General features: G+C 68.7%; 27 protein-coding genes. 18 read left to right on the top strand and 9 right to left on the bottom strand.

Going from position 1 to position 25,703, the window contains the following annotated elements:
• Positions 1–3: 3 nt before the first annotated feature.
• From H4W30_RS10010 to H4W30_RS10020, 3 genes are all read left to right on the top strand, one after another.
• Complete coding sequence (locus tag H4W30_RS10010) at positions 4–999, top strand: ABC transporter ATP-binding protein (protein ID WP_192742618.1); 996 nt, start codon at positions 4–6, stop codon at positions 997–999.
• A complete protein-coding gene (locus H4W30_RS10015) occupies positions 996–2,114 on the top strand; it encodes an ABC transporter ATP-binding protein (protein WP_192742619.1) in 1,119 nt (372 codons plus the stop codon). The genes H4W30_RS10010 and H4W30_RS10015 overlap by 4 nt, the downstream gene beginning before the upstream one ends.
• Before the next feature lie 230 nt (positions 2,115–2,344).
• Positions 2,345–2,986 (top strand): SDR family oxidoreductase, encoded by a 642-nt coding sequence (locus H4W30_RS10020; protein ID WP_192742620.1) that lies wholly within the window; start codon positions 2,345–2,347, stop codon positions 2,984–2,986.
• On the opposite strand, the gene H4W30_RS10025 is transcribed toward H4W30_RS10020, so the two are convergent.
• Entirely contained in the window at positions 2,979–3,542 is a 564-nt protein-coding gene (locus H4W30_RS10025; RefSeq protein WP_192742621.1) for a CGNR zinc finger domain-containing protein, read from the bottom strand. The two genes, H4W30_RS10020 and H4W30_RS10025, sit on opposite strands and share 8 nt — an antisense overlap.
• 87 nt (positions 3,543–3,629) lie before the next feature.
• Here H4W30_RS10025 and H4W30_RS10030 point away from each other — a divergent pair, with 87 nt between their 5' ends.
• Both H4W30_RS10030 and erm read left to right on the top strand, forming a co-directional pair.
• A complete protein-coding gene (locus H4W30_RS10030; RefSeq protein WP_192742622.1) occupies positions 3,630–4,328 on the top strand; it encodes an SDR family oxidoreductase in 699 nt (232 codons plus the stop codon).
• A 183-nt stretch (positions 4,329–4,511) separates the two neighbouring features.
• On the top strand, positions 4,512–5,246 hold the full coding sequence (erm, locus tag H4W30_RS10035; protein WP_192742623.1) for a 23S ribosomal RNA methyltransferase Erm: 735 nt from the start codon (positions 4,512–4,514) through the stop codon (positions 5,244–5,246).
• On the opposite strand, the gene H4W30_RS10040 is transcribed toward erm, so the two are convergent.
• Positions 5,149–6,072 carry an EamA family transporter gene (locus H4W30_RS10040; RefSeq protein WP_192742624.1) on the bottom strand — a complete coding sequence of 308 codons (924 nt, stop codon included), beginning with the start codon at positions 6,070–6,072 and terminating at the stop codon, positions 5,149–5,151. The two genes, erm and H4W30_RS10040, sit on opposite strands and share 98 nt — an antisense overlap.
• Before the next feature lie 87 nt (positions 6,073–6,159).
• Between H4W30_RS10040 and H4W30_RS10045 the strand changes: the two genes are divergently transcribed.
• Positions 6,160–7,119 (top strand): LysR family transcriptional regulator, encoded by a 960-nt coding sequence (locus H4W30_RS10045; protein ID WP_192742625.1) that lies wholly within the window; start codon positions 6,160–6,162, stop codon positions 7,117–7,119.
• Here the strand turns inward: H4W30_RS10045 and H4W30_RS10050 are convergent.
• Positions 7,055–7,660 (bottom strand): TetR/AcrR family transcriptional regulator, encoded by a 606-nt coding sequence (locus H4W30_RS10050; protein WP_378234886.1) that lies wholly within the window; start codon positions 7,658–7,660, stop codon positions 7,055–7,057. The genes H4W30_RS10045 and H4W30_RS10050 overlap by 65 nt on opposite strands.
• A 58-nt stretch (positions 7,661–7,718) precedes the next feature.
• Between H4W30_RS10050 and H4W30_RS10055 the strand changes: the two genes are divergently transcribed.
• Positions 7,719–8,345 carry a peroxiredoxin-like family protein gene (locus H4W30_RS10055; protein ID WP_126737221.1) on the top strand — a complete coding sequence of 209 codons (627 nt, stop codon included), beginning with the start codon at positions 7,719–7,721 and terminating at the stop codon, positions 8,343–8,345.
• 117 nt (positions 8,346–8,462) lie between these two features.
• Here H4W30_RS10055 and leuA read toward each other — a convergent pair whose 3' ends face one another.
• On the bottom strand, positions 8,463–10,220 hold the full coding sequence (gene leuA, locus H4W30_RS10060) for a 2-isopropylmalate synthase (protein ID WP_192742626.1): 1,758 nt from the start codon (positions 10,218–10,220) through the stop codon (positions 8,463–8,465).
• 244 nt (positions 10,221–10,464) lie between these two features.
• Here leuA and H4W30_RS10065 point away from each other — a divergent pair, with 244 nt between their 5' ends.
• Positions 10,465–10,830: a hypothetical protein gene (locus tag H4W30_RS10065; protein WP_192742627.1), complete on the top strand. Its 366-nt coding sequence runs from the start codon at positions 10,465–10,467 to the stop codon at positions 10,828–10,830.
• Positions 10,831–10,885: 55 nt separating this feature from the next.
• On the opposite strand, the gene H4W30_RS10070 is transcribed toward H4W30_RS10065, so the two are convergent.
• Positions 10,886–11,485, bottom strand: coding sequence for a hypothetical protein (locus H4W30_RS10070; protein ID WP_225949231.1), 600 nt, complete (start codon positions 11,483–11,485; stop codon positions 10,886–10,888).
• 9 nt (positions 11,486–11,494) lie between these two features.
• Positions 11,495–12,334, bottom strand: a complete 840-nt coding sequence (locus H4W30_RS10075; RefSeq protein ID WP_192742628.1) for a helix-turn-helix transcriptional regulator — start codon at positions 12,332–12,334, stop codon at positions 11,495–11,497.
• 103 nt (positions 12,335–12,437) lie between these two features.
• Here H4W30_RS10075 and H4W30_RS10080 point away from each other — a divergent pair, with 103 nt between their 5' ends.
• Positions 12,438–13,898, top strand: coding sequence for an MFS transporter (locus H4W30_RS10080; protein WP_192742629.1), 1,461 nt, complete (start codon positions 12,438–12,440; stop codon positions 13,896–13,898).
• On the opposite strand, the gene H4W30_RS10085 is transcribed toward H4W30_RS10080, so the two are convergent.
• Positions 13,859–14,455 carry a nitroreductase family protein gene (locus H4W30_RS10085; protein ID WP_192742630.1) on the bottom strand — a complete coding sequence of 199 codons (597 nt, stop codon included), beginning with the start codon at positions 14,453–14,455 and terminating at the stop codon, positions 13,859–13,861. The genes H4W30_RS10080 and H4W30_RS10085 overlap by 40 nt on opposite strands.
• Before the next feature lie 228 nt (positions 14,456–14,683).
• Between H4W30_RS10085 and H4W30_RS10090 the strand changes: the two genes are divergently transcribed.
• From H4W30_RS10090 to H4W30_RS10105, 4 genes are all read left to right on the top strand, one after another.
• Complete coding sequence (locus H4W30_RS10090) at positions 14,684–15,949, top strand: aspartate kinase (protein WP_034314653.1); 1,266 nt, start codon at positions 14,684–14,686, stop codon at positions 15,947–15,949.
• On the top strand, positions 15,949–16,989 hold the full coding sequence (locus H4W30_RS10095; protein WP_192742631.1) for an aspartate-semialdehyde dehydrogenase: 1,041 nt from the start codon (positions 15,949–15,951) through the stop codon (positions 16,987–16,989). The genes H4W30_RS10090 and H4W30_RS10095 overlap by 1 nt, the downstream gene beginning before the upstream one ends.
• A gap of 136 nt (positions 16,990–17,125) precedes the next feature.
• Positions 17,126–18,316 carry an RtcB family protein gene (locus H4W30_RS10100; protein WP_192742632.1) on the top strand — a complete coding sequence of 397 codons (1,191 nt, stop codon included), beginning with the start codon at positions 17,126–17,128 and terminating at the stop codon, positions 18,314–18,316.
• A gap of 73 nt (positions 18,317–18,389) precedes the next feature.
• Positions 18,390–18,761, top strand: a complete 372-nt coding sequence (locus H4W30_RS10105) for a hypothetical protein (protein WP_192742633.1) — start codon at positions 18,390–18,392, stop codon at positions 18,759–18,761.
• Positions 18,762–18,833: 72 nt separating this feature from the next.
• Here the strand turns inward: H4W30_RS10105 and H4W30_RS10110 are convergent, their stop codons facing one another.
• Positions 18,834–19,976, bottom strand: a complete 1,143-nt coding sequence (locus H4W30_RS10110) for an MFS transporter (RefSeq protein WP_192742657.1) — start codon at positions 19,974–19,976, stop codon at positions 18,834–18,836.
• A gap of 207 nt (positions 19,977–20,183) precedes the next feature.
• On the opposite strand from H4W30_RS10110, the gene H4W30_RS10115 reads away from it, so the two are divergent.
• On the top strand, positions 20,184–21,626 hold the full coding sequence (locus tag H4W30_RS10115; protein ID WP_192742634.1) for a catalase: 1,443 nt from the start codon (positions 20,184–20,186) through the stop codon (positions 21,624–21,626).
• A gap of 434 nt (positions 21,627–22,060) precedes the next feature.
• Positions 22,061–22,591, top strand: coding sequence for a hypothetical protein (locus tag H4W30_RS10120; protein WP_192742635.1), 531 nt, complete (start codon positions 22,061–22,063; stop codon positions 22,589–22,591).
• 240 nt (positions 22,592–22,831) lie between these two features.
• Here H4W30_RS10120 and H4W30_RS10125 read toward each other — a convergent pair whose 3' ends face one another.
• Positions 22,832–23,878, bottom strand: coding sequence for an alpha/beta hydrolase (locus tag H4W30_RS10125; protein ID WP_192742636.1), 1,047 nt, complete (start codon positions 23,876–23,878; stop codon positions 22,832–22,834).
• 148 nt (positions 23,879–24,026) lie between these two features.
• On the opposite strand from H4W30_RS10125, the gene H4W30_RS10130 reads away from it, so the two are divergent.
• The 3 genes from H4W30_RS10130 (at position 24,027) to H4W30_RS10140 (ending at position 25,696) form a co-directional block, all read left to right on the top strand.
• Positions 24,027–24,602: an NADPH-dependent FMN reductase gene (locus H4W30_RS10130; protein ID WP_192742637.1), complete on the top strand. Its 576-nt coding sequence runs from the start codon at positions 24,027–24,029 to the stop codon at positions 24,600–24,602.
• A gap of 138 nt (positions 24,603–24,740) precedes the next feature.
• On the top strand, positions 24,741–25,163 hold the full coding sequence (locus tag H4W30_RS10135) for an organic hydroperoxide resistance protein (protein WP_063277459.1): 423 nt from the start codon (positions 24,741–24,743) through the stop codon (positions 25,161–25,163).
• Positions 25,164–25,219: 56 nt separating this feature from the next.
• Positions 25,220–25,696 carry a Dps family protein gene (locus H4W30_RS10140; RefSeq protein WP_125679743.1) on the top strand — a complete coding sequence of 159 codons (477 nt, stop codon included), beginning with the start codon at positions 25,220–25,222 and terminating at the stop codon, positions 25,694–25,696.
• Positions 25,697–25,703: the final 7 nt, after the last annotated feature.

A 25,703-nucleotide genomic window follows, 5' to 3' on the forward strand; every position in this document is an offset into this window, starting at 1 on the left:
CTGATGGCACTCCTCGAAGTACGTGACCTCAAGGTCGTTTTCCAGCGACGCGGCGAAAAGCCGTTCACCGCGGTGGACGAGGTCAGTTTCGACGTCGAACCCGGCCAGACGGTCGGTCTCGTCGGCGAGTCCGGTTGCGGCAAGTCCGTGACCTCGCTGGCGATCATGCGGCTGCTCGCGAAGCGCGGCAACCAGGTCAGCGGTTCGGTGTCGTTCGAAGGCACGGATCTGCTTCGCCTGTCGGACAAGGAAATGCGGGACCGCCGCGGCCGTGACCTCGGCATGGTGTTCCAGGACCCGCTGTCCTCGCTGAACCCGGTCATCCCGATCGGGCTGCAGATCACCGAGGTGCTGGAGCGGCATCGCGGGATGGCGCGCAAGGCGGCGTCGGTGGAGGCGGCGGAACTGCTGGACAAGGTCGGCATCCCCGACCCGACGCGGCGGCTTTCCGAGTACCCGCACCAGCTTTCCGGCGGGATGCGGCAGCGCGCGCTGATCGCGATCGCGCTGGCGTGCCGTCCCCGGCTGCTCATCGCCGACGAGCCGACCACCGCGCTCGACGTGACGATCCAGGCGCAGATCCTCGCGCTGCTGCGGGAACTGGTGCAGGACACCGGGACCGCGCTGATCATGATCACGCACGACCTCGGTGTCGTCGCCGGTCTCTGCGACCAGGTGAACGTCCTCTACGGCGGCAAGATCGTCGAGCGGGCGGAGCGGCACGCGCTGTTCGCCGAGCCGCGGCATCCGTACACGCACGGCCTGCTCGCCTCGATCCCGCGTCTCGACGCGGGCCGCGGCGAGAAACTGATCCCCATCAAGGGATCCGTCGCCGACAACATCCCGTGGGACGGCGGCTGCGCCTTCGCGCCCCGCTGCCCGAACGCTCTCGGCGTGTGCCGGGAGGTTTCACCGCAGCTGACCCCCGACCGCAATGGGCTGCTGCGCTGCCACAACCCGGTGATCCCGGCCGTGGCCGCACAAGGAGGGGTCCGATGACGCACACGGTTCCGCCGCAGGAAGTGCTGCTCGAGGTCGACGACCTCAAGGTGCACTTCCCGATCAAACGCGGCATCGTGGTCGACCGCACCGTCGGGCACGTGTTCGCCGTCGACGGCGTCGATCTGGCCATCCGCAAGGGTGAAACCTACGGCCTGGTCGGGGAATCCGGCTGCGGGAAGTCCACCTTGGGCAGGGCGATCCTCCGGCTGACCGAGCTGACCGACGGCAAGGTCGTCTTCGACGGCACCGACGTCGCCGGGCTCAAGGGCGAGGAACTGCGCAAGGCCCGCCGCCGGATGCAGATGGTCTTCCAGGACCCGATGTCCTCTTTGGACCCTCGGCAGTCGGTGGAATCCATTCTGACCGAAGGAATGAAGGCGCACGGCCTCGCCAAGGACAAGGAGGCGACGGCCGAGCGGCTGCGCGAACTCCTTGCCGCCGTCGGTCTTCCGGAGTCCGCGCTGCGGAAGTACCCGCACGAGTTCTCGGGCGGCCAGCGTCAGCGCATCGGCATCGCGCGGGCGCTCGCGGTCGAGCCGGACCTGATCGTTGCCGACGAACCGGTGTCCGCGCTGGACGTCTCGGTGCAGGCGCAGGTGGTCAACCTCCTGGAGGATCTGCAGGAGAAGCTCGGGCTCACGTACCTGGTGATCGCGCACGACCTCGCGGTGGTGCGGCACATCTCCGACCGCATCGGCGTGATGTACCTCGGCTCGCTGGTCGAAGAGGCCGACGCCGACACGCTGTACGAGAACCCGCTGCACCCGTACACGCGGGCGCTGCTTTCGGCGATCCCCGTGCCGGACCCGACGGTGGAGGACAACCGGGAGCAGATCCTGCTCGCCGGTGACCTGCCCTCGCCGGCGCGGCCGCCGTCCGGCTGCCGGTTCCACACGCGGTGCCCGTGGAAGCAGCAGAGCCTGTGCGACACCGACCGCCCGCAGCTGCGGGAGATCGGCACCGGGCACCGGGTCGCGTGCCACTACGCGGAGGACATCCGCGACGGGCGGATCAAACCGCACGAGGTCAAGGCGGAACTCGTCGGTGCCGGGGAGCTGAACCCGGACGTCGGCGGGCTGCCGGACGTCGGCTCGGCGGCGGAGATCCTCTAGTCCCGAACGCGCGTGAAGGCCCCCTTCCCTCGGCTCAGCCGAGGGAAGGGGGCCTTCACGCGCTACGACCGCATTTAGTCCTCTAAATGTGTGCAGTCGGCGTGCCCGGATGTGTTGCGAAAGCCACTTTCGCAACACGCGGTCCCGTTGGCGAGGGCGCCGAGCTCCCCGCATTTAGAGGACTAAACGCGGGCAGGCGCGGAAGGCCGCTTTCGGGCAGACTCGGTGTCATGCGGGTCACAGTGCTGGGTGCGTCGGGGCGGACGGGGATCCACGTGGTCCGGCTTCTGCGGGGGCGGGGGCATCAGGTGCGGGCGGGGCTGCGCAGCCGCCGCCGCGCGGACGAGGTCGCCGGTCTCGGCGCCGAAACCGTGGTCGCGGACGTCACCGCCGACGCGGAAGACCTCGTCGAGGCGCTCGCCGGCTCCGAGGTGGTGATCAGCGCGATCGGCGCACCCGATCCCGACCAGGCCTCGGTCGACCTCGTCGACCGCGACGGCGTGATCACCGCGATCCGCGCCGCCGAGAAGGCCGGTGTCTCCCGGTTCGTGCAGCTTTCCGCGCAGTTCGCGGATTCGCCGGATCAGGGCGATCGCCTGGTGCGGTCGATCCTGATGGCGAAGCAGATCTCCGACAGCGTTCTCCAGCGTTCCAGCCTGAACTGGACGATCGTCCGGCCCGGCACGCTCACCGACGACCAGCCCACCGGCCACGTCAAGATCGCCGGTCATCTCGAACCGGGCCGCGTCTCCCGCGCGGACGTCGCCGCCGTCCTGGTCGCCACCCTCGAAGAGCCGCTCACCGAGAACCAGGGGTTCGACGTCATCGGTGGGGAGATTCCGATCCCCACGGCGCTGGCTTCGTTCAGCTGAGCGCCTTTTTCCGCTCCCGCGCGGCCCGCAGGTTCGCGACGTTCCCGCAGGTGCGCACGTCGTGCCAGACGCCGCTGTTGTTGCGCGAGACGTCGTAGAAGGCCGAACGACAGCCTTCGAGACGGCACAGTTTCAGCCGCGGCCAGATCCCGGCCTGCTGCGCGAGCAGCGTCTCCGTCCACAACGCCGACGCGAGCCACTGCCGTCCGGTGCCGGAGGGGAACAGCCTGACGACGCCGTCCCGCAGCGTCAGATCCGCCTTCACCGCTTTGCCGAAGTCCGCGTCGCCGCCGTCCACGAGCGAAACGAACGTCTCTCGCAGGTCGCGAAGCGCGCGAAGGTCACCCTGCCCCAGCGTGATCTCGGGTACGTCGGCGTCCCGGGCGCGCGACCATTCCGCCAGCGCCTCGGCGGCCCAAGGCCGCGTCAGGTCGGCGTCGCTCAGCAGGTCGAGGCCGTACGTCTTGATCGCCTTCGTGTTGAGGAAGTCCTGAACGAGCGCCAGCCCCGAGGGGGCGGTGCGTAACCGGTACCGGTCCGTCGCGGTCCATGACATAGGTCAAGCGTACTTGACTCTGTCGTCTGGCGTCGCCATGCTGACGACAGAGGCAAAACTTGAACACTTCTGTCAAGGGAGCAAGTCATGACTTCCATCGAAGGCGCCGTCGCACTGGTCACCGGCGGGCAGCGCGGACTCGGCAAGGCGTTCGTCGCCGAACTGCTCGACCGCGGCGCCGCCAAGGTCTACGCGACCGCGAGGTCGCCGCGTGCGGAGACCGACCCGCGGATCGTCCCGCTCCCGCTCGACGTCACCGATCCGGAATCCGTCCGCGCGCTGGCGGAGCAGGCGGGCGACGCCACGATCGTCTTCAACAACGCCGGCGTCCTCGGCCTCGGCTCGCTGCTCGTCGAAGACGTCGATGCGCACCGCCCGGTCTTCGAGACGAACGTCTTCGGCGCGCTCCGCGTCGCGCAAGCGTTTGCGCCGCAGCTCAAGGACGGTGGTGCGCTGGTCAACGTGCACTCGGTCCTGTCGTGGGCGGCGGGCTCCGGTTCCTACGGCGCGTCGAAGGCAGCCTTCTGGTCGCTCACCAATTCGCTCCGCATCGAGTTCGCCGAACAGGGCACGCAGGTCGTGGGCGTCCACCTCGGCTACACCGACACCGACATGACCCAGGGCCTCGACATCCCCAAGAACGACCCGCGTGACGTCGCCCGCCAGGTCGTCGACGGCCTCGAAAAGGGCGAGACCGAGGTGCTCACCGACGACCTCACCCGCCGCGTCAAGGCCGCGCTGTCCGGCCCGGTCGAGCACCTCGGCACGCGCCGGATCGGCGCGTAGAAAACGGTTGGCACGAGGCAGGTGGCCCGAGGTAGTTTCGCCGCCATGTGTACTTCCGCGTTCACCAGGATCCGCCGCGCCTAGCGGCGGATCCCCGGCGTCAAGCAAGGAACCGCCGCCCGAGCGAGCCATCGCCGGGCAGGCCCAGTGCTGCCCGGCTCACCTCGAAGCCGCGGAGATCCCTTGCGCACACAGCGTCCTGGCCGTCATGAACTCGGCCAGAACTTCCTCATCGACCGGAACATCATCGAAACCGTCGTGAAGCTCGTCGACGGCACGGACGGGCCGATCATCGAATTCGGCACGGGCGACGGTGCCTTGACCCTGCCGCTGGAACGGCTCGGCAGGCCACTGACCGGCATCGAGATCGACGACCGCCGCGCCGCCCGGCTGGCGGGCCGCGCCGGGCCGTCCACGAAGATCGTCACCGCGGACTACCTGCGGTTCCCCCTGCCGCGGACACCACACGTACTGGTCGGCAATCTGCCGTTCCACCTGACCACCGCGACGCTGCGCCACGTCCTCGCCGCTCCCGGCTGGACGGACGCCGTCCTGCTCATGCAGTGGGAGGTGGCGCGCCGCCGGGCCGGGGTCGGCGGCGCGACCATGATGACCGCGCAGTGGTGGCCGTGGTTCGACTTCCGGCTGGCGGGCCGGGTGCCCGCCACGGCGTTCCGCCCGAGGCCCGGCGTCGACGGCGGTCTGCTCACCATGACCCGCCGCGAACGGCCACTCGTCGACGACGGGGATCGCCCGCGCTACCAGGACTTCGTGCGGCAGGTGTTCACCCGTCCCGGCAAGGGAATCGTGCCGAAACGGCTCACCGCACACCAGTGGGCTGAGGCGTTTCGGCTTCGGCGAGGAAATCCGGCTCGCGCACGCGGCGCTTCGCCGAACCGAACAGGACCCCGCCGATGACCACGGCCGCTGCGATGATCTCCACCAGCGAGGGGCGTTCGTCGAGGACCAGGAACGCCATCGACAGCCCGACCACCGGCACCAGCAGCGAGAACGGCGCGACCACGCCCGCCGGGTTGCGGCGCATCAGCGACGTCCAGATCCCGGAGCCGACGATCGTGCCGAACAGCACGACGTAGGCGAGGCCGCCGAGGCCGATCAGCCCGGTGGTGGTGCCGAGCGTGCTCAGGGAGTGCCCGATCTCGGCGGGACCCTCCATGACCAGCGACAGCGCGAACATCGGCAGCGGTGGCACCACGGACATCCAGAGGACGAAATTCAGCGGGTTGTCCGGAGCCGCCTGCCGGGTGCTCAGGTTGCCGAACGCCCAGCTCAGCGCGCCGAGCAGGGTCAGGATCACCGGCAGCAGGGCGGCGTTCCCGGCCTGCTGCCAGGCGATCGTCGCCATCCCGGCGACGGCGAGCAGGATGCCGGTGAGCTGCCGTCCGGACACGCGTTCGCGCAGGAAGACGGCGCCGAGCAGGACAGTGAACGGCGCCGACGCCTGCAGCACGAGCGACGCGAGCCCGGTCGGCATGCCGGTGTCCATCGCGATGAAGAGGAACACGAACTGCCCGGTGCCGAAGCCCAGCCCGTAGCCGAGCAGGTGGCGGATCTTCACCTTCGGCCACGGCACGAACAGGATCGTCGGGATGGCGATGACCGCGAAACGCAGCCCGCCGGCGAAGACGGGCGGGAACTGGCCGAGGGTGGCGTGGATGGCGAGGAAGTTGCAGCCCCAGAGGACGGCGACGAACAGGGCGAGCAGGCGATCGCGGGCGGGCATGTCTTCACTCTTACGTGGCGCGACCCTTTAGGACCAGCGAGAATATTTGCAGCGATCGTTCAGTTCGGCTTCACATATGCTGACGGTATGGACATCGGCCGGTTGCGGACCCTGCGGGAATTCGCCGATCGCGGCAGCGTGACGGCGGCCGCGAAGGCGTTGCACTGCACGCCGTCCGCGGTTTCCCAGCAGTTGCGCGCCTTGCAGAGTGACGTCGGTCTCGCGCTGACCGAGCCTGCCGGCCGAGGCCTGCGGCTGACCGACGCGGGCCGTGCGCTGGTCGCCCGCGCGGACGACGTCCTCGCCGCCCTCGAACGCGCGGAGTCCGAATTGGACACTTATCGCAGCGCCCCGCGCGGCAGCGTCCGGGTGGCGATCTTCCAGTCGGCCGGGCTGATGCTGCTGCCCGGGCTGCTGCACCGGACGGCGGAGTTCGACGGGCTGGACGTCATCGTGCGCGACGTCGACATGACCCCGCCGGAGGTCCCGGGGCTCGTCGCGGACTACGACATCGTGGTGGCGCACCGGGACGAGCACGCGCCGTCGCTCGGCTCGGACCGGCTGGAGACGCGGCATCTGCTGCGTGAACCGCTCGACGTCGCGCTCCCCGCCGGGCACCGGCTGGCCAAGCGGCGCCGCATCGAGCTGGCCGAACTGGCCGACGAACGCTGGATCAGCGTCAACGCCGGATTCCCGGTGGACGACATCCTCCAGTCGCTGATCATCCGCACCGGCGTGCGCCCGCAGGTCGTCCAGCGCATCAACGATTTCCGCATCACCGAACGGCTCGTCGCCGCCGGGCACGGGATCGCGCTGCTGCCCCGGTACACAATGGACACTCGACGCGGCAGTGGCCTCGTCGGCCGCCCGCTCGCCGGGATCAAGGCGGCGCGGCACGTGGAAGCGGTCTACCGGCTCGGGGCGGCTTCCCGGCCGGCGGTGGCGAAGGTGCTCGACGCGCTCGCCGAAGAGGTCGGAGCGCTCACGGGCGAGCGTGACTCTTCAGGTGGTCCAGCGCGATCTCGAGCGCGTCGGCGATCGGCGTGACGTCGTGGCGCAGGTGGGCCATCAGCAGGCCGCCCTGGACGCAGCTCATCGCCGCTTGCGCGAGCCTGGCCGGGTCGGCGTCTTCGGCGAGTTTTCCCTGTTCCCGCAACGACTCCAGTCCGCGCTGGAGATGTGACTCCCATTCGCGGTAAGCCTTGTCCAGCAGTGGCGCCATCTTCGGGTCGTCGCCGAGTTCGCCGGTGAGGTTGCCCAGCGGGCAGGCGATCGGGCCCTTGGGCGTGGTCTGGATGGCCAGGATCTCGCTCGCCCACTGGTCGAAATCGGCCCAGTCGTGCAGCTCGAAGATGGTCGGCTGGTTGCCGAGGATGTTTTCGAGGAAGCGGGCGATGACCGCTTCGACGAGCTGATCCTTGTTCTTGAAGTAGTGGTACATCTGCGATTTCCCGGCGCCGCTCGCCGCGAGCACCTTGTCCACGCTCGTCCCGGCGACGCCGTTGACGTACATCAGCTCGGCCGCCGCGTCGACGATCGCGTCCCTCGTCATCCGCCCCTGCGGGGTCTTCGCCGGTTGACCACTCATGTACCGGATAGTACAGTCGACTGCACTGTACCGATCAGTACAACCGAAGGAGCTGACCATGGGGGATCTCAACGCCGACCTCGCCGAGCTGCGGGAATCCGTCGCGAGCCACGTCCCTGCCGAGGTCGCCGAGGTACTCAAGGCCGACCGGGCGGCGTTCGTGGGGGTGGTCGCCGAGGCGGCCGCGAAGCCGGGAACGCCGATGCCGGACCTCGCGCTGCCGGACGCCGGAGGCGAGCGGGTCCGGGTCGCGGACGGGCCCGCGGTCGTGGTGTTCTACCGCGGTGCTTGGTGTCCGTACTGCAACCTCGCCTTGCGCACGTATCAGCAGGAATTGCTGCCGGAGCTGGAGAATCTTGGGGTGAAGCTGGTCGCGGTCAGCCCGCAGCTTCCGGACGGCTCATTGTCCACAAAGGATCTTGAGTTCGCCGTGCTGTCCGATGTGGACAACGAGCTCGGCCGCGCGCTCGGCATCACCTTCCGGCTGGCCCCGGAGACGAAGCCGGCTTTCGACACGCTCATCGGCGACGTCGAGAAGATCAATGGGGCGGCGGAATGGGAGCTGCCCTATCCGACCGTCCTGGTCGTGGACGGAGAGGGTGTGATCCGGTACATCGACGTGCATCCGGACTACACCACGCGCACCGATCCGGCCGACGTCCTGGCCGCCGTGAAGGCCCTGTAGCCGCCACGTCCCGCGGCCTTTAGGCGTAACTCACGTGAGTTACGCCCCGGCGCACGCGTGAAGGCCCCCTTCCCTCGGCTCAGCCGAGGGAAGGGGGCCTTCACGGAACGCCGGAAACTACCGGTGAGCCCGGTTCACCGCCGAGACGACGGCCCGCAGCGAAGCGGTCACGATCGACGGGTCGATTCCGATGCCCCAGTACACCCGGTCGGAGATCGCGCACTCGATGTACGACGCGGCCCGCGCGTCGTCACCCGGCGAGAGCGTGTGCTCGCTGTAGTCCAGCAGCCGCAGGTCGTACCCGACGGTCGACAGCGCGTCGAAGAACGCCGCGATCGGGCCGTTCCCGCGGCCGGTGACCTCGTGCTCGTCACCCTCGACCCGCACGGTGGCGGTGATGTCGTACTCGCCGTCCCCGTTGTCCCGGACGTGCTGGCGCACCAGCTCCAGCGGCGTCTTCAGCTCCAGGTACTCGGCCGAGAAGGCGTTCCACATCGTGGTCGGGTCGACCTCGCCGCCCTCGGTGTCGGTGTGCCGCTGGACGACCTTCGAGAACTCGATCTGCAGGCGCCGCGGCAGGTCGAGCTGGTGCTCGGCCTTCATGATGTAGGCGACGCCGCCCTTGCCGGACTGCGAGTTCACCCGGATCACGGCCTCGTAGTTGCGGCCGATGTCCTTCGGGTCGATCGGCAGGTACGGGACCTCCCACGGGTGCTCGTCGACCGGCGTCCCCACCTTGTCGGCGGCGGCCTTCAGCGCGTCGAGGCCCTTGTTGATCGCGTCCTGGTGGCTGCCGGAGAACGCGGTGAACACCAGGTCACCGGCCCACGGGCTGCGTTCGTGCACCGGCAGCTGGTTGCAGTATTCGACGGTCCGCTTGATCTCGTCCATGTCGGAGAAGTCGATCTGCGGGTCGACGCCCTGGCTGTACAGGTTCATGCCCAGCGCGACCAGGTCGACGTTGCCGGTGCGCTCGCCGTTGCCGAACAGGCAGCCTTCGATCCGGTCCGCGCCGGCCTGGAAACCCAGTTCGGCGGCGGCGATGCCGGTGCCGCGGTCGTTGTGCGGGTGCAGCGACAGGATCACCGAATCGCGGCGTTCCAGGTTGCGGTGCATCCACTCGATCGAGTCGGCGTAGACGTTCGGCGACGCCATCTCGACGGTCGCGGGCAGGTTCAGGATCACCGGCTTCTCCGGCGTCGGCTGCCAGATGTCGGTGATGGTGTTGCAGACCTCGAGCGCGTACGACAGCTCGGTGCCGGTGTAGGACTCCGGCGAGTACTGGAACCGGAAGTCGGTGTCCGGCTGCTTCGCGGCGTAGTCGACGACCAGCTCGGCGGCCTGCGAAGCGATCTTCGTGATGCCGATGCGCTCCTCGCGGAACACGACGCGACGCTGCAGGATCGAGGTCGAGTTGTAGATGTGGACGATCGCGCGCGGCGCGCCTTCGAGCGCCTTGAAGGTGCGCTCGATCAGCTCCGGACGGCACTGGGTCAGCACCTGGATGCTGACGTCGTCCGGGATGGCGCCCTCGTCGATGATCTCGCGGACGAAGTCGAAGTCCGTCTGCGACGCCGCCGGGAAGCCGACCTCGATCTCCTTGTAGCCCATGCGGACCAGCAGGTCGAAGAACTTGCGCTTGCGCGCGGGCGACATCGGGTCGATCAGGGCCTGGTTGCCGTCACGCAGGTCGACGGCGCACCACAGCGGCGCGGTGTCGATGCGCTTGTCCGGCCAGGTGCGGTCGGGCAGCGAGATGTCCTCGACCAGGTCGTACCAGGGGCGATAGCGGTGTACGGGCATCGACGTGCCGCGCTGGGTGTTCCACGAAGCCTGCTCGGAAGGGGCAGGACGGGTGGGCTTGCGGATGCTCATGAGGGGAGGGTTCTCCTGAAGAATCGGGTGCGACGACCGGCACCACGAAGCCCCGCGACGGGGAGCCGGTCCGATCAGGCCCCGTCGCGGCAGCGAAGCAGGAGAGCTCGAGCCACGACGCCACCTTAACCGCGCGATCTCCCGAAAGGAAACCCGGGCCGCGATCGAACCGTGACTCAAGTGGCGCCCATTCGGGTTACTCGCGGGTAGCAATCGGACCAGGCGGCGTGCCACACTGCCCGGCATGGGCGAGCACGCTGAAGAGAAGGAAACCGCTGATCAGCCGACCAGACGCAAGGTCGACTGGCGAGCGGGCGGCGGTCGCGCGGCCGGGATACTGGCGAGCGTGGTCCGCTGGGCCGGGTTGATCTTCGCGGCCATCCTGGTGCTGCACGTCGTCTTCGTGATCGGCGAGGCCAACCCCGAAAACGGCATCGTGTCGTTCGTCCGGGGCTGGGCCGATGGGCTCCTGCTCGGCTTCAAGGACCTCTTCATGCCCGAGGACGCCAAGCTCCGCGTGCTGATCAACTACGGCATCGCGGCGATCTTCTGGATGGTGGTCACCGGCATCCTCGCCAAGATCATCCGGCGGGTCGGCGGCGCGAACTAGCGCGTTTCGTCCTCTGGATGCGGTCCTTGCGCGGGCAACCACCGCATCCAGAGGACTAAATGCGGTCGGGTGAGAGCCGTTCGTAGGCCTCGACCGCGGCCTTCGGGTCGTCCGCCTGGAACTTCACGACGCGGACGGTCTCGGTCGCGCCGAGCGGCCGGGTCACCGTGATCGGCTCGCGCAGTTCGGCGATCAGGTTCGTCTCGTAGAAGTTGTCGTGACTGAGCCAGGTTCCGTCGCGGAACTTCTGTGCCTTGAGCGGATCGTGGCTCTCCTTCACATGCCGCAGCGCGACGACGTTCTCCCGAGGGATCCGCACGTCGTAAAACGAGCTGTAGCGCACCCGCACCTCACGCGACGAGATCACGTGCGGCCGGACGACGGTGCCGGCGTAGACCCCGAACACCAGCAGCGCCGAGTACACGCCGAGGGCGAGCAGCAGGAGATCGACGACGAGGCCGAAGTCGATCAGCCAGAAGAGACCCGCTTCGACGGCGCTCACCACCGCGAGCACGATGAAGATCGACTTCCCGTTCGCGCCGTACGGCACCGCGACGGCGTCCCCGTCGACACCGTCCTTCCGGCGCCTGACGTACAGCCAGAGTCCGGCCATCGTGCGGGATTCGTTGCGGAGAACACTGCGAACTGCCCCCATGACCCCAGGTTAGCGACCGAATTGGGTCAGGATCTTCAGCGCGTCGGCCGATCCCGGGTCCTTCGGCGTGTAGATCTCCAGCCGGTGGTCGGGGCTGTCGGGCTGCAGCCACACCTGATAGTCGACGTTCACCGCGCCGACCGTGGGATGCCTCAGGTGCATGGGCCCGACGGTGCAGTCGGCGACATCGCCGGTCGCCCACAGCGCCGCGAATTCGTCGCTGCGCATCGAAAGTTCGCCGATGAGCCCGGCAAGGCGCGCGTCGGTGGGATACCGGCCCGCGGTCAACCGCAGATAGGCGACGTGGATCGGCGCGAGTTCGCCCCGGTTCCGGTGCAGCTCGCGGGTCAGCGGATCGAGGAAGAACATGCGCGGCAGCGAAGGTCGTCGTTCGGGATCCTTCGGCGCGTCGAAATCGAGGTGCTCGGCCATCAGTGTGTGCCCGGCATGATTCCACGCGAGCACGTCGCCGCGACGGCCGAAGACGAGGGCGGGCACGGCTTCGCCGAGGTTCTCCAGCAGCGCGAGGACCCGGGGGTGGGGATCTTCCGGTCCCGGGTCCGACAGCTTCGGGAGCGAAGTCTGCCGGGCGAGGTTGTGCAGATGGCCGGTCTCGACGTCGTCGAGCCGGAGCGCGCGGGCGAGCGCGTCGAGCACCTGCCGTGAAGCGGTTTCGGCCAGTCCCTGCTCCAACCGCGTGTAGTACCCGGCGCTCACACCGGCGAGCTGAGCGAGTTCCTCGCGACGCAGACCGGGCACGCGGCGCGAAGTGCCGTACGTCCGCAGGCCGATCTCGGCGGGGGTCACCCGGTCACGACGGCTCTTGAGGTACACGCCGAGGCTTTCCATGACTCCGAGCCTAAGTACTTCGCCCACCTCGTGGGTGTACCCGCGAGGTGTACCCATGGCATAGGGATGGTTGTCCCTGCGCCGGCGGCACATCGTCGAAGGCATGACACGACAGCACTCCCGGGCCTGGTTCGGCCTGCTGGTGATCCTCTGCCCGGTGTTCCTGGTCTCCATGGACGGATCGATCCTGTTCCTGGCGATGCCCGAGATCAGCCAGGCGCTGACCCCCACGGCCGATCAGGCGCTGTGGATCCTCGACGTCTACGGCTTCGCCGTCGGCTCGCTGCTGATCGCGTTCGGCAACATCGGTGACCGGTACGGACGCCTGAAGCTGCTGATGATCGGCGCCGCCGTGTTCGGCGCCGGTTCGGCGGGCGCCGCGTTCGCACCCAGCCCGGAACTGCTCATCGCGTTCCGCGCCCTGATGGGGCTGGCGGGAGCGACCCTTCTGCCGTCCGCGCTCGCGGTGCTGAGCGAGCTCTTCCCCGACGCGCGACGCCGGGCGCGGGCCATCGGGATCTTCGCGGCCGCGTTCGCCGCCGGTTTCGCGGTCGGCCCGGTCGTCGGCGGTGTCCTGTTGGAACGATTCCCGTGGGGTTCGGTCTTCCTGGTCAACCTGCCGGTGATCGCGGTGTTCCTGGCGCTCGCGCCGGTCCTGCTGCGGGAGGTCCGGGCCGCCGGGAAGGGGCGCGTCGACGCGTTGAGCGTCGTGCTCTCCGCGGCCGGCCTGCTGCTCGCGATCTACGGGATCAAGCACGCGGCCGCCGACGGCCTGTCCGTCACCGCGGTCTCCGCGGCGATCGCCGGTGCCGGGCTGCTGGTGTGGTTCGCCCGGCGTCAGCGTGGTCTGGAGTACCCGCTGATCGAGTTCTCCCTGTTCCGCGACCGCGTCTTCACGATCGCGATCGTCACCGGGCTGCTGCCCTTGGCGGCGTGGTCGGCCTCCGCGTACCTGTCGGGGATCCTCCTGCAGTCCGTGCTCGGCCTGCCGGTCCTGCACGCGGCGCTGCTGGCGCTGCCGGGCGCGGCCGTGCTCACGATCATGTGCGTCGTCACGCCCGCGCTGGTCGACCGGATCGGCGCCCGCGCGGCGCTGATCGTCTGCCATTTCTCCATCGCCGCCGGGTTGGCGCTGCTGCTCATGACCGGGGTCGCGGGTGGGGTGGGCTGGTACGTCGCGTCGACGGTGGTCGCCGGTGTCGGCTACGGCATCTCGTTCAGCGTGGTGGCGGACACGGCCGTCGGCGCGGTGCCCGCCGAGCGCGCGGGAGCGGCGGGCGCGATCGCCGAGACGAGCAACGAGATCGGCAACGCGCTGGGGATCGCCCTCATGGGCTCGCTCGCCGCGCTGGTGTTCCGCCTGGCCGGACCGGATCTCGCGCCCACCCTCGGCGAAACCCTCGATATCGCGCCCACGGCCGCCCATGACGCGAAGGAGGCCTTCGTGGCGGGCCTCCACACCGCCGTCACCGTACTCAGCCTGCTGCACGTGGGGCTCGGGATCCTCGCCCTTCGCTGGCTCCCTCAGCCGGCGAAAGCGCTCGTGCCCCAGGCGTCGGCGTAGGCGAATTCGGCCAGCGGGACCCGTTCGCGCGGCGCCTTCTCACGCTCGATGCGCCAGTCTTCTTCGAGCACGGAGGGGTCTGCGGGGTGACCGACCGCGATGGCGACCTTCGGGACGACGTCGTCGGGGAGGCCGAAGAACTCCTTCGCCGCTTCGGCGGAGAAGCCCGCCATCTGGTGCGCGATCAGGCCGAGGTCGACGGCCTGGAGCACGAGGTTCTCACTCGCCAGCCCGAGCCCGTACTCGGCGTACGGGACGTCGCCCTTCTCGTTCGTGGTCACCATCACGCCGATCAGCAGCAGCCCGGCGCGATGGGCCCACGCGCGGTTGCCCGAGTTGAGCGTCGAGAGGATGCGGTCGAACGACGGCGTGCCCCGCAGGCCGACCAGGTAACGGGCGGGCTGGGTGTTGCCGAACGACGGCGCCCAGCGGGCCGCTTCGAGCAGCGCGCGGAGCTGGTCCTCGGTGACGATCGCTGACTCGTCGTAGGCGCGGGGACTCCACCTGGCTGCCATGATCGGCGCGATCGGGGCACTCGTTCGGGCGGGTTTGTGCATTGGCGGACCTTAACAAGGGGGTGCTCTCCGTCACTAAAGTGAAAGCCCTCCGACTATTTCTTTGGTGTTAAGGAAGATTTACTTCCGGGAGTCCTCGAAGTGGTGGTCAGGCCCACTTACGAGGGTGGCGAGCGTGCGCGACCCCGGTAGGCTTTCGCCCAAACATGGGACGCGGGGGCTCCTCGGTGCCCACCAGGAGCACGCCCGGCCCGTCGAGGAGGTTCGGGCGTGGCCCTCGTGGTCCAGAAGTACGGCGGTTCGTCGCTGGAAAGTGCCGACCGGATCAAACGCGTCGCGGAACGCATCGTCGCCACCAAGAAGGCGGGCAACGACGTGGTCGTCGTCTGCTCCGCCATGGGCGATACGACCGACGAGCTGCTCGACCTGGCTCAGCAGGTCAACCCGGCGCCGCCGGAACGCGAGATGGACATGCTGCTCACCGCGGGTGAGCGCATCTCCAACTCCCTGGTGGCGATGGCGATTTCGGCGCAGGGCGCGGAGGCCTGGTCGTTCACCGGCTCGCAGGCCGGTGTGGTGACGACGTCGGTGCACGGCAACGCGCGGATCATCGACGTCAGCCCCAGCCGCGTGACGGAAGCCCTCGACCAGGGCTACATCGCGCTGGTGGCGGGGTTCCAGGGCGTGTCGCAGGACACCAAGGACATCACCACCCTCGGCCGCGGGGGTTCGGACACCACCGCCGTCGCGCTGGCCGCCGCGCTGAACGCCGACGTCTGCGAGATCTATTCCGATGTGGACGGTGTGTACACCGCCGATCCCCGGGTCGTGTCCGACGCGCGGAAGCTCGACACCATCGCCTACGAGGAGATGCTGGAGCTGGCGGCGAGCGGGTCGAAGATCCTGCACCTGCGCTCGGTGGAGTACGCGCGCCGCTACGGCGTCCCGATCCGAGTCCGTTCTTCCTACAGTGACAAGCCGGGCACCACGGTGACCGGTTCTATCGAGGAGATCCCCGTGGAACAAGCGTTGATCACCGGTGTGGCGCACGACCGCTCCGAAGCCAAGATCACGGTGACCGGCGTGCCCGACACCACCGGTGCCGCCGCCCGGATCTTCCGCGTGATCGCCGACAACGAGATCGACATCGACATGGTGCTGCAGAACGTGTCCAGCACCTCGTCCGGCCGCACCGACATCACCTTCACGCTGTCGAAGGCCAACGGGGCCAAGGCCGTGCAGTCGCTGGAAAAGATCAAGGACGAGATCGGCTTCGAGTCGGTCCTCTACGACGACCATGTCGGCAAGGTGTCGCTCGTGGGCGCGGGGATGCGCTCGCACCCCGGTGTCACGGCGACGTTCTGCGAAGCGCTCGCGCAGGCGGGCGTCAACATCGAAATCATCAACACCTCGGAGATCCGGATCTCGGTGCTGATCCGGGACGCGCAGCTCGACGACGCGGTGCGCGCGATCCACGAGGCGTTCGAACTCGGCGGCGACGAAGAAGCCGTCGTCTACGCGGGGAGTGGTCGCTGATGTCCGAAGGTTTGCGGGTAGGTGTGGTCGGGGCGACCGGTCAGGTCGGCGGCGTGATGCGCCGTCTGCTGGCCGAACGGGGTTTCCCGGTCGCCGAAATGCGGTACTTCGCCTCGGCGCGGTCCGCCGGTTCGAAGCTTCCTTGGGGTGACGGGGAAATCGTCATCGAGGACGCGACGACCGCGGATCCGTCCGGTTTGGACATCGCGCTGTTCTCGGCCGGTGGCGCGACCTCCAAGGCGCAGGCGGAGCGGTTCGCCGCGGCCGGTGCCACGGTCATCGACAACTCGTCGGCGTGGCGGATGGACCCGGACGTCCCGCTGATCGTCAGCGAGGTCAACCCTGAGGCGGTCAAGGAAGCGCGCAAGGGGATCATCGCGAACCCCAACTGCACCACCATGGCCGCGATGCCGGTGCTCAAGCCGCTGCACGCCGAAGCGGGCCTGGTGCGGCTGGTCGCCAGCACCTACCAGGCCGTGTCCGGCAGCGGGCTCGCCGGCGTCGAGGAGCTGGAAGGCCAGCTCGCCGCCGCGGCGGCGAACGCGGGCGCGCTGACCCACGACGGCTCGGCGGTGGACTTCCCCGAGCCGAAGAAGTACGCGCGGCCCATCGCGCACAACGTCCTCCCGCTCGCCGGGTCCATTGTGGACGATGGCGAGTTCGAGACGGACGAAGAGAAGAAGTTCCGCAACGAGAGCCGCAAGATCCTGAGCATCCCGGAGCTGCTGGTCTCGTGCACCTGTGTGCGGGTGCCGGTGTTCTCGGGGCACTCGATCTCGATCAACGCCGAGTTCTCGCAGCCGCTTTCGGTCGCCCGCGCGACCGAACTGCTGACCGGCGCCCCCGGCGTGGAGCTGTCGGACATCCCGACGCCGCTGCAGGCCGCGGGCCGGGACCCGTCGTACGTCGGGCGTCTGCGGACGGACCCGGGCGTCGACGGTGGCCGCGGTCTGGTGCTGTTCCTGTCGAACGACAACCTGCGGAAGGGCGCGGCGCTCAACGCCGTGCAGATCGCGGAACTGGTCGCCGCGAACTCCTGACATCCGCTCGCGCGTGAAGGCCCCCTTCCCTCGGCTCAGCCGAGGGAAGGGGGCCTTCACGCGCTAATTGCGTTTGTCGGAGGCCGTCGGTCAGTGCATGCTCTGTGGCGACAAACGTTTCCACGAAGGGAAAATCATGTACACGGCGGTCGAAGGCTCGCGGGTTCCGATCCGGATGTGGGCGGACCCCACATCGGTCGAGGACCAAGCCATGCGGCAGCTGCACAACGTCGCCAACCTGCCGTGGGTGCACGGCGTCGCGGTCATGCCCGACGTCCACTACGGCAAGGGCGCGACCGTCGGCAGCGTGATCGCGATGCGCGACGCGGTGTCCCCGGCCGCCGTCGGCGTGGACATCGGCTGCGGGATGAGCGCGGTGCGGACCTCGCTCACCGCCGCCGACCTGCCCGACGACCTCCTGAAGCTCCGCCGCCGGATCGAATCGGCCGTCCCCGTCGGGTTCGGCCTGCACAAGACGCCGGTGAACCCGGCGAAGGTGCACGGTGTCGGTGGCTGGGACGCGTTCTGGAAGTCCTTCGGCGACCTGCATCCCGGCGTCCAGGACCTGCACGACCGCGCGTCGCGCCAGATCGGGAGCCTCGGTGGCGGCAACCACTTCATCGAGGTCTGCCTCGAACAGGGCGGCGAGGACGAAGGCCGCGTGTGGCTGATGCTGCACTCCGGTTCGCGCAACATCGGCAAGGAACTCGCGGAACGGCATATGTCCGTCGCGCGGAAGCTGCCGCACAACGCGGACCTGCCGGACCCGGATCTCGCGGTGTTCGTCGCGGGTACGCCCGAGATGCAGGCGTACCGGCGCGACCTGTTCTGGGCGCAGGACTACGCGGCGCGCAACCGCGCCACCATGGTCGCGCTCGTGAAGCAGGCGCTGAAGGACGTCGTGCCGCAGACGACGTTCGACGACGCGATCTCGTGCCACCACAACTACGTGGCGGAGGAGACCTACGACGGCGTCGACCTTCTGGTGACCCGCAAGGGCGCGATCCGCGCGGGTTCGGGCGACCTCGGGATCATCCCGGGCAGCATGGGCACCGGTTCGTACATCGTGCGCGGACTCGGGAACGAGTCGTCCTTCCAGTCCGCGTCGCACGGCGCGGGCCGCCGGATGTCGCGGAACAAGGCGAAGAAGCTGTACACCGCCGAGGACCTCGCGGCGCAGACCGCCGGTGTGGAGTGCCGCAAGGACTCCGGTGTGGTGGACGAGATCCCGGCCGCGTACAAGGACATCGAAACGGTGATCAAGGCGCAGACGGATCTCGTCGAGGTGGTCGCGCACCTCAAGCAGGTCGTCTGCGTGAAGGGCTGAATCACCGGGCGGTTCGTGGGTGGTGGCCGGGGGAACCCGACATACCACCCACGTTCTCGCTACTGTGGTTCTCATGAAGAGGTTGGGAATCGCGGCGCTCCTGGCGGCCGCCGGGCTCGCGCTGGCGGGCTGCAGCGAGGTCACGAACGCGGTCGATCAGACGAACAAGGCGGCGACGAAGGTCAGCGCCTGCGCCGAGGCGCTCAGCCTCGCCGACCTCAATCCGGACCCGGCGACGCTCCAGGAGCGCGCCGCGGACAAGGAGAAGCGCCTGCGTGAGCTGGCGAACAGCGTCGGCGAGCAGAACGTGGCGACCGCGCTCACCGGCATGGCGGACTCGTACCTTCAGGTACAGAAGGAGAACATCCAGGACGCGGGCAAGGTCGCGGACTGGACCAAGCGCAACCTCGAGCAGCTGGAAGCCCTCCGGAAGGTCTGCGCCTAGCCCCGTCTCGCGTTCAGTCCTCTGGATGCGGTAGTCGCACACGCGACGACCGCATCCAGAGGACGAAACGCATCAGGAGGAAGTCAGCGCGGGCACCGGGGCGGGCGTCCGGGACCGGCGCCAGAACAGGCCGACCGAAGCGATCGCCAGCGCGCCCAGCGCCGAGGCCGCGAAACCCCAGCCGGGGCTGGAGTGGTCGATCACGAACCCGATGATCGGGCTCCCGATCGCCAGCCCGATCCGGCTGGCCGCGTCCAGCAGGCCCATCGCCTCCCCGCGCACGCGGGCGGGCGCCGCGGCGCTGACCGTCTCCGTGCTCGCCGCGAGGGTCGGCGCGCACAGCACGTTGCTCGGGAAGAGCACGATCGCCAGCAGCCACCACGGCCCGGCGATCAGCCCGACCGGCAGCGTCAGCACCGCGAGCAGCAGCATCAGCGTGCCCTGCGAAAGCGACCGCCGGACCGCGCCGTGGATCGCCCCGCCGAGGACCGACGCGACGCACATGAACGTGATCAGCAGCCCGGACCAGGCGATGTCACCGCTCGCGCGCAGGGTCGCCAAGGCGGCCAGTTCCATGCCGACCAGGCAGAACAGGGCGCCGGCGGCGATGAACATCGCCATCACGAGCCGTCCGGTGAGCCAGCTCCGCACGGGCGGCCGCTCGCCGGTGAACACCTCGGCGTCGGCCTCGGCGCGGATCGGCGGGTTCTGCCGGTAGATCAGCGTCGCCGAAAGCGCGAAGCAGACCCCGATGCCGGTGAGCGCGTAGACCGCGGGCAGTTGCGTGATCGCCATGATCCCGGCCGACGGCCCGATCATGAACGACGCCTCCACCAGGATCGTGTCCAGGGAGTAGGCGGCCCGCCGTTGTTCGAGCGGCACGAGCGCGGTGAGCACCAGCCGCGCGAGCGTCCCGGCGGGCACCGAGAGCACGCCGGCGGGGAGCGCGACCGCGAGCAGCACCTGATACGGCAGATGCGGCGCGCTGATCCAGAACGTCGACGAGGCCAGCCCGCAGATCGCGACCACCGGCCGCAGCCCGTAGCGGTCGACGTACCGGCCGACGAGCGGTGCCCCGATCGCGCTGCCGAGCGTGGTGGCGGCGCCGATCAGCCCGGCCGCGCCGTAGCCGCGGCCGAGGTCGTTGACCACGTACAGCGTCATCGTCACGCCCATGGCCGTCATCGGGAGCCGGGCGAGGAACATCAGCAGCATCGAGCTGGGAACTCCGGGCACGGCTAACACGCGACGATACGGAGCGAGGGCCATACGTCCGATGAGAACGTAACTTGGTACGCGCGTGCAAGTTTTTTTCGCGTAGCGCGGGTCACCCGGACCGGGGGGTTTTCTTGACTGATTCCAGATTAGGCGAGAGGGTGGGGAGGACTGACCGCTCACCACCACGAACCAGGAGGCACCGGCGTGACCCTGCCGACCACGAACAACGTGGGCATCCCCGTCGCGAGCGACAACGACTCCCTGACAGCGGGTGCCAACGGCCCGATCCTGCTCCAGGACCACTACCTGATCGAGAAGAACGCCCAGTTCAACCGTGAGCGGGTGCCCGAGCGGGTCGTCCACGCCAAGGGCGGCGGCGCGCACGGCTTCCTCGAAGTCACCGAGGACGTCAGTCAGTTCACGAAGGCCGCGCTGTTCCAGCCGGGCGTGCGCACCGAGAGCCTGGCCCGGTTCTCGTCCGTCGCCGGGGAGAACGGCTCGCCCGACACGTGGCGCGACCCGCGCGGCTTCGCGGTGAAGTTCTACACCTCCGAGGGCAACTACGACCTCGTCGGCAACAACACCCCGGTGTTCTTCATCCGCGACCCGATCAAGTTCCCCGACTTCATCCATTCGCAGAAGCGCCGTGCCGACAACCACCTGCGCGACCACGACATCCAGTGGGACTTCTGGACGCTGCGGCCCGAGTCCGCGCACCAGGTCACCTGGCTGATGGGCGACCGCGGCATCCCGTCGAACTGGCGGGAGATGGACGGCTTCGGCTCGCACACCTATCTGTGGGAGAACGCGGGCGGCGAGAAGTTCTGGGTCAAGTACCACTTCAAGACCGACCAGGGCATCGGCTACCTGACGCAGGCCGACGCGGACCGGATCGCCGGCGAGGACTCCGACTACTACATCCGCGACCTGTTCAAGAACATCAAGCAGGGCAACCACCCCAGCTGGACGCTGTACGTCCAGGTGATGCCGTACGCCGAGGCCGCGGACTACCGCTTCAACCCGTTCGACCTGACCAAGGTGTGGCCGAAGGGCGACTACCCGCTGATCAAGGTCGGCCGCTGGGTGCTCGACCGCAATCCGGCGAACTACTTCGCCGAGATCGAGCAGGCCGCGTTCGAGCCGTCCAACCTGGTCCCGGGGATCGGCCCGTCGCCGGACAAGATGCTGCAGGGCCGCCTGTTCGCCTACCCGGACGCCCACCGCTACCGCATCGGCGCGAACTACACGCAGCTGCCGGTCAACGCGCCGAAGTCCCCGGTGAACAGCTACTCGCGCGACGGCGCGATGCGCTACAACAACCCGGGCGACCCGGTCTACGCGCCGAACTCCTACGGCGGCCCGCACGCGAACGCGGAGATCGCCGCCGAGACCGCTTCGGGCTACGGCGTCGAGGACGAGGTCATCCGGTCGGCGTACAAGCTCCACGCCGAGGACGACGACTTCGGCCAGCCGGGCACGCTCGTCCGCGACGTGATGGACGACGCGCAGCGCGAGCGGCTCGCGAGCAACATCATCGGCCACGCCTCGAACGACGTCTCGCGCCCGGTGCTGGAGCGGGTCTTCGAGTACTGGCGCAACGTCGACAAGGACCTCGGCGACAAGGTCGCGGACGCTTTCCGCGAATAAGGACCTCTCCTTCGAGAGGCTGCTCCCACCACGGAACGCCCCCGGTGCCCGCACCGGGGGCGTTCCCATGTCTCCACTCGCATGTGAAACCAGAAGAGGGCGTGGCGTGCGTGGGGGACACCCCGAGTGGAGCAGCGCGACACGCCTGTCCGACGGAGTGATGAAGCCAAACGATCACCGTTTACACCGCTGTGGGTGAACGAGCCGCACCACCGTGTCGATCGGTCACAGGTGGTCATAAAACGGCGGGAAAAGGATGATCTTCAGGGGGAGGCGCAAGATTTCGCCGTTAATCAATTGCGGGGGTCTTCCCCGGGATTGAATCCGGCACGTAAGGGTTAGAAAAGTGTTCCAACCGGTGATCGGGTGGTGTTCGGCCGATACGGCGGGTATCGATTTACCTCGTCAGGTCCCAGAGGCCAGGAGGTAAGGGAATGAAAGGCAACATTGCCCGGACGATTGCCGCGGTCGCCGCAGGCAGTCTGTTGGCGGTGGCCTCGGCCGGCGCCGCGACCGCCAGTACCGACGGTGGGAAGGGCTCGTCGAACACACAGGCGCTCGCCGCGCAGGTGCTGCAGATGCGCGACGGCCTCACCAAGGTGGCCTACGCCGGCGACGTCGCCAAGACGCGGGCGGACTTGGACAAGCTCAGCCCCGTCCTCGGTGACATCGCCGCGGGCAAGCGCTACCAGATCCAGACCGAAACGCAGAAGCTCGGCGACCTGGCCCAGGGCCGCTCCGTCGAGTCCAGCAGGCTGCTGGCCGACCCGACGGCGAAGGCGCGTCAGCTGCCGCCGCTGCCGGTGCCGATCCCCTCGCTCCCGGACCTTCCCGGACCGCTGAAGATCGTCAGCGACCTGGTGAAAGCCCTGCTCGCGGCCGTGACCGGCATCCTCGCGGGCCTGCTCGGCGGAGTCCCTGTCCCGCCGCTGCCGGTGCCGCCCGTACCGCTTCCCACGCCGTAGCCTCGCCGCGTGCTGACGGAAACCTTTCGCAGGGCGCGGGATCGCGACCCGCTCGCGCGGGCAGGTAGGGGCGCCCTACGAAAGGTTTCCGTGGCCTTCGGCCGAAAGAGGCGCGCGGGCTTCCGGGAGACAGGCGTGGGTCGCTAGAGAGTCGTCAGGTTCCGCCGTGCAGGGCGGCGGGCCACGATATGGGGGCCGGAGCCCGAGTGGGGACATTTCTCCTCACTCGGGCTCTGGCTTTCACTTCGGCGCGAGCCCCAGCCGCAGGGCTCCCGCCGCTTCGGCCGTCGCCTCGCGGAACCGCCGTCCGACGCCGAGGAAGTTGATGTAGCCGTGGATCAGGTCCGGCTGGCGGCTGAGCGCCACCGGGACCCCGGCCTTCCGCAATTTCTCCGCGTAAGCCTCGCCCTCGTCGCGCAGCGGATCGAAACCCGCCGTCGCGATATACGCGGGCGGCAGTCCGGAAACGTCACCGTGCAACGGCGACAGTTTCGGGTTGTACAGATCGGTGCCCTTCGGCACGTAATGTCCTTCGAACCAGGTCATATCCGAATCGGTGAGGAACAGGTCCTCGGCGAACAATTCCCGGGAGCGGCGGCGCACGGTGAAATCGGTCGCCGGGTAGAACAGCAGCTGGAACGCGGGGACGCCGCCGCCGCGTTTCACCGCCTGCTGCGCGGTCACCGCGGCGAGGTTCCCGCCCGCGCTGTCACCGCCGACGGCGATGCGCGCCGGGTCGGCGCCCAGGTCCCGCGCTTTCGCGAAGGCGTACTCGAACGCCGCGATCGCGTCTTCGGTGGCGCCGGGGAACCGCGTCTCCGGGGCGAGCCGGTATTCCACCGAAAGAACCCGCACTCCCGCCTGTTTCGCCAGGTAGCGGACGGTGTTGTCGTGGGAGACGCGACTGCCGACCACCCAGCCGCCGCCGTGGAAGAACACCAGCAGCCCGGACGGATCCGGCAGCCCGGCCGGCGTGTAGAGCGTGGCGGGCACGTCGCCGTCACCCGTGGGGATGAGCAGCTCCCTGGTGGCGACCGGTTCGATCGTCGGCCCGCTGACCAGATGCCTGCTCGCCAGGAGCATGCTGCGCGACTCTTCGACGGTTCCCCGCACCAGCGACGCCTTCGCCAGCTTCTGCAGGCGGAGCAGGAGCTGGGCGTCCAGCGCGAGTTCCTGTCCGTCCAGGCGGAGGGGCGGTCCCGCGATGGCCCGTCTGACCGGCTTCGGGAGCCAGAACGCCAGCTGCGAAAACGCGGCCTCGGCACGGATCTGGAGCGGTATCGCCATGCTTCCTCCTGAGGGCTTCCCGTCAGGTTACTTTCGAGTAGGTATGCCGTCCAGCGGGGAACGCGGGCCTTGCGGCGAACGGGTGTGACGCAGGCCTCCGTTCCAGATCCTGGTCCTCCACTTAAGTAGAGGGGTTAGCCTCGAAAGCGTGACTTCGACGAACGCGGTGCATGTCCTCGGTATCGGCGGCTCCCTCCGGGAGGGCTCGCAATCCGAGCGCGCGCTGCGTATCGCGCTCGGCGCCGCGGCCGAAGCCGGAGTCACCACGGAGCTGATCTCCGGGCCCGAACTGGTGCTCCCGTTCTACGACACCGCGCTGGCGGAACGGCACGAGCGGGCCACCCGGCTGGTCGAAGCGATCCGCCGCGCCGACGGGATCGTCGTCGTCTCGCCCGGCTACCACGGTGCGCTGTCCGGGCTGGTGAAGAACGCCTTGGACTACGTCGAAGACCTGCGCGACGACGCCCGCCCGTACCTCGACGGCCGCGCGGTCGGCCTCGCCGCCGTCGCGTACGGCTGGCAGGCCGCGGTCACCACGCTGGAGCAGCTGCGCACGATCACGCACGCGTTGCGCGGCTGGGCCACCCCTTTGGGTGGTTCGATCAACACCGCGGAGACCAAGTTCGACGAAGCAGGCGGCGCCTCGGACGAGAAGAGCGTCCGCACGCTCCGCCTGATCGGAACCCAGGTCGCCGAGTTCGCGCTGAGTCGCGCCGGTCACTAGCCGTTTGCTCCGGTCTTCGTCCGGGTAGTTCCCGGACGTGATGCCTGCCATGGGGTGGCAAGGTTTCGCGGTTGCGGGACGTTGACACCGAAGAGACGCTCAACGGGGCGTGTCTTGAGACCAGGAGGTAGGCGAAGAATGGCTGAGGCTCTGTACACCGCTGTGGCCACCGCTCGCGGCGACGGCCGCAACGGTGAGGTCACGTCCTCTGACGGCGTCATCGACGAGTCGCTGGCGATCCCGAAGGAGATGGGCGGCCCTGGCGGGGACAAGACGAACCCCGAGCAGCTCTTCGCCGCCGGCTATTCCGCCTGTTTCCACTCCGCGTTGCAGCTCGTCGCGCGCCAGGCGAAGGTGACGCTGGACGGCTCCACCGTGACCGCCGAGGTCAGCGTGCTCAAGCAGGGCGCGGGCTTCGGTCTCGCCGTGGCACTCAAGGTTTCGCTGCCCGGCCTGGAGCAGGCGCAGGCCGATCAGCTCGTCGAGCAGGCGCACCAGGTGTGCCCCTACTCGAACGCGACCCGCGGCAACATCGAGGTCGCACTGTCCGCGACGGTCTGACCCCGGCCGCGGCAGGTCCATTCCCGAACCGGCAGTTTCTGAAAGGAAGACCGAACATGGGCAAGTCTCCGATCAAGAGTCCGCTGAGCGAAGCCGACAAGGAGATCACCGGTAACGCCTTGCAGGCCACGCTGGTCGATCTGGTGGACCTGTCGCTGATCGCGAAGCAGGCCCACTGGAACGTCGTCGGCGCGAACTTCCGCAGCGCACACCTTCAGCTCGACGAGCTGGTCGCCACCGCGCGCCAGTACGTCGACGAGGTCGCCGAGCGCGCCAACGCGATCGGGATCTCGCCGAACGGCCAGGCGAAGGCCGTCGTGGAGAGCTCCGGCCTGCCGGACTATCCCGACAACTGGCAGTCCGTCGAGTCCACGGTCGCCGCGATCGTCGACATCCTCGCGGCGCTGATCGAGCGGCTGCGCAAGCGCATCGACGAGACCGACAAGAGCGACCTGGTCACCCAGGACCTACTCATCGAGATCACCCAGGAGCTCGAAAAGGCACACTGGATGTGGCAGGCGCAGCAGGCCTGACCCCCTT

It is taken from the genome of Amycolatopsis roodepoortensis, from assembly GCF_014873915.1.
GTDB lineage: Bacteria > Actinomycetota > Actinomycetes > Mycobacteriales > Pseudonocardiaceae > Amycolatopsis > Amycolatopsis roodepoortensis.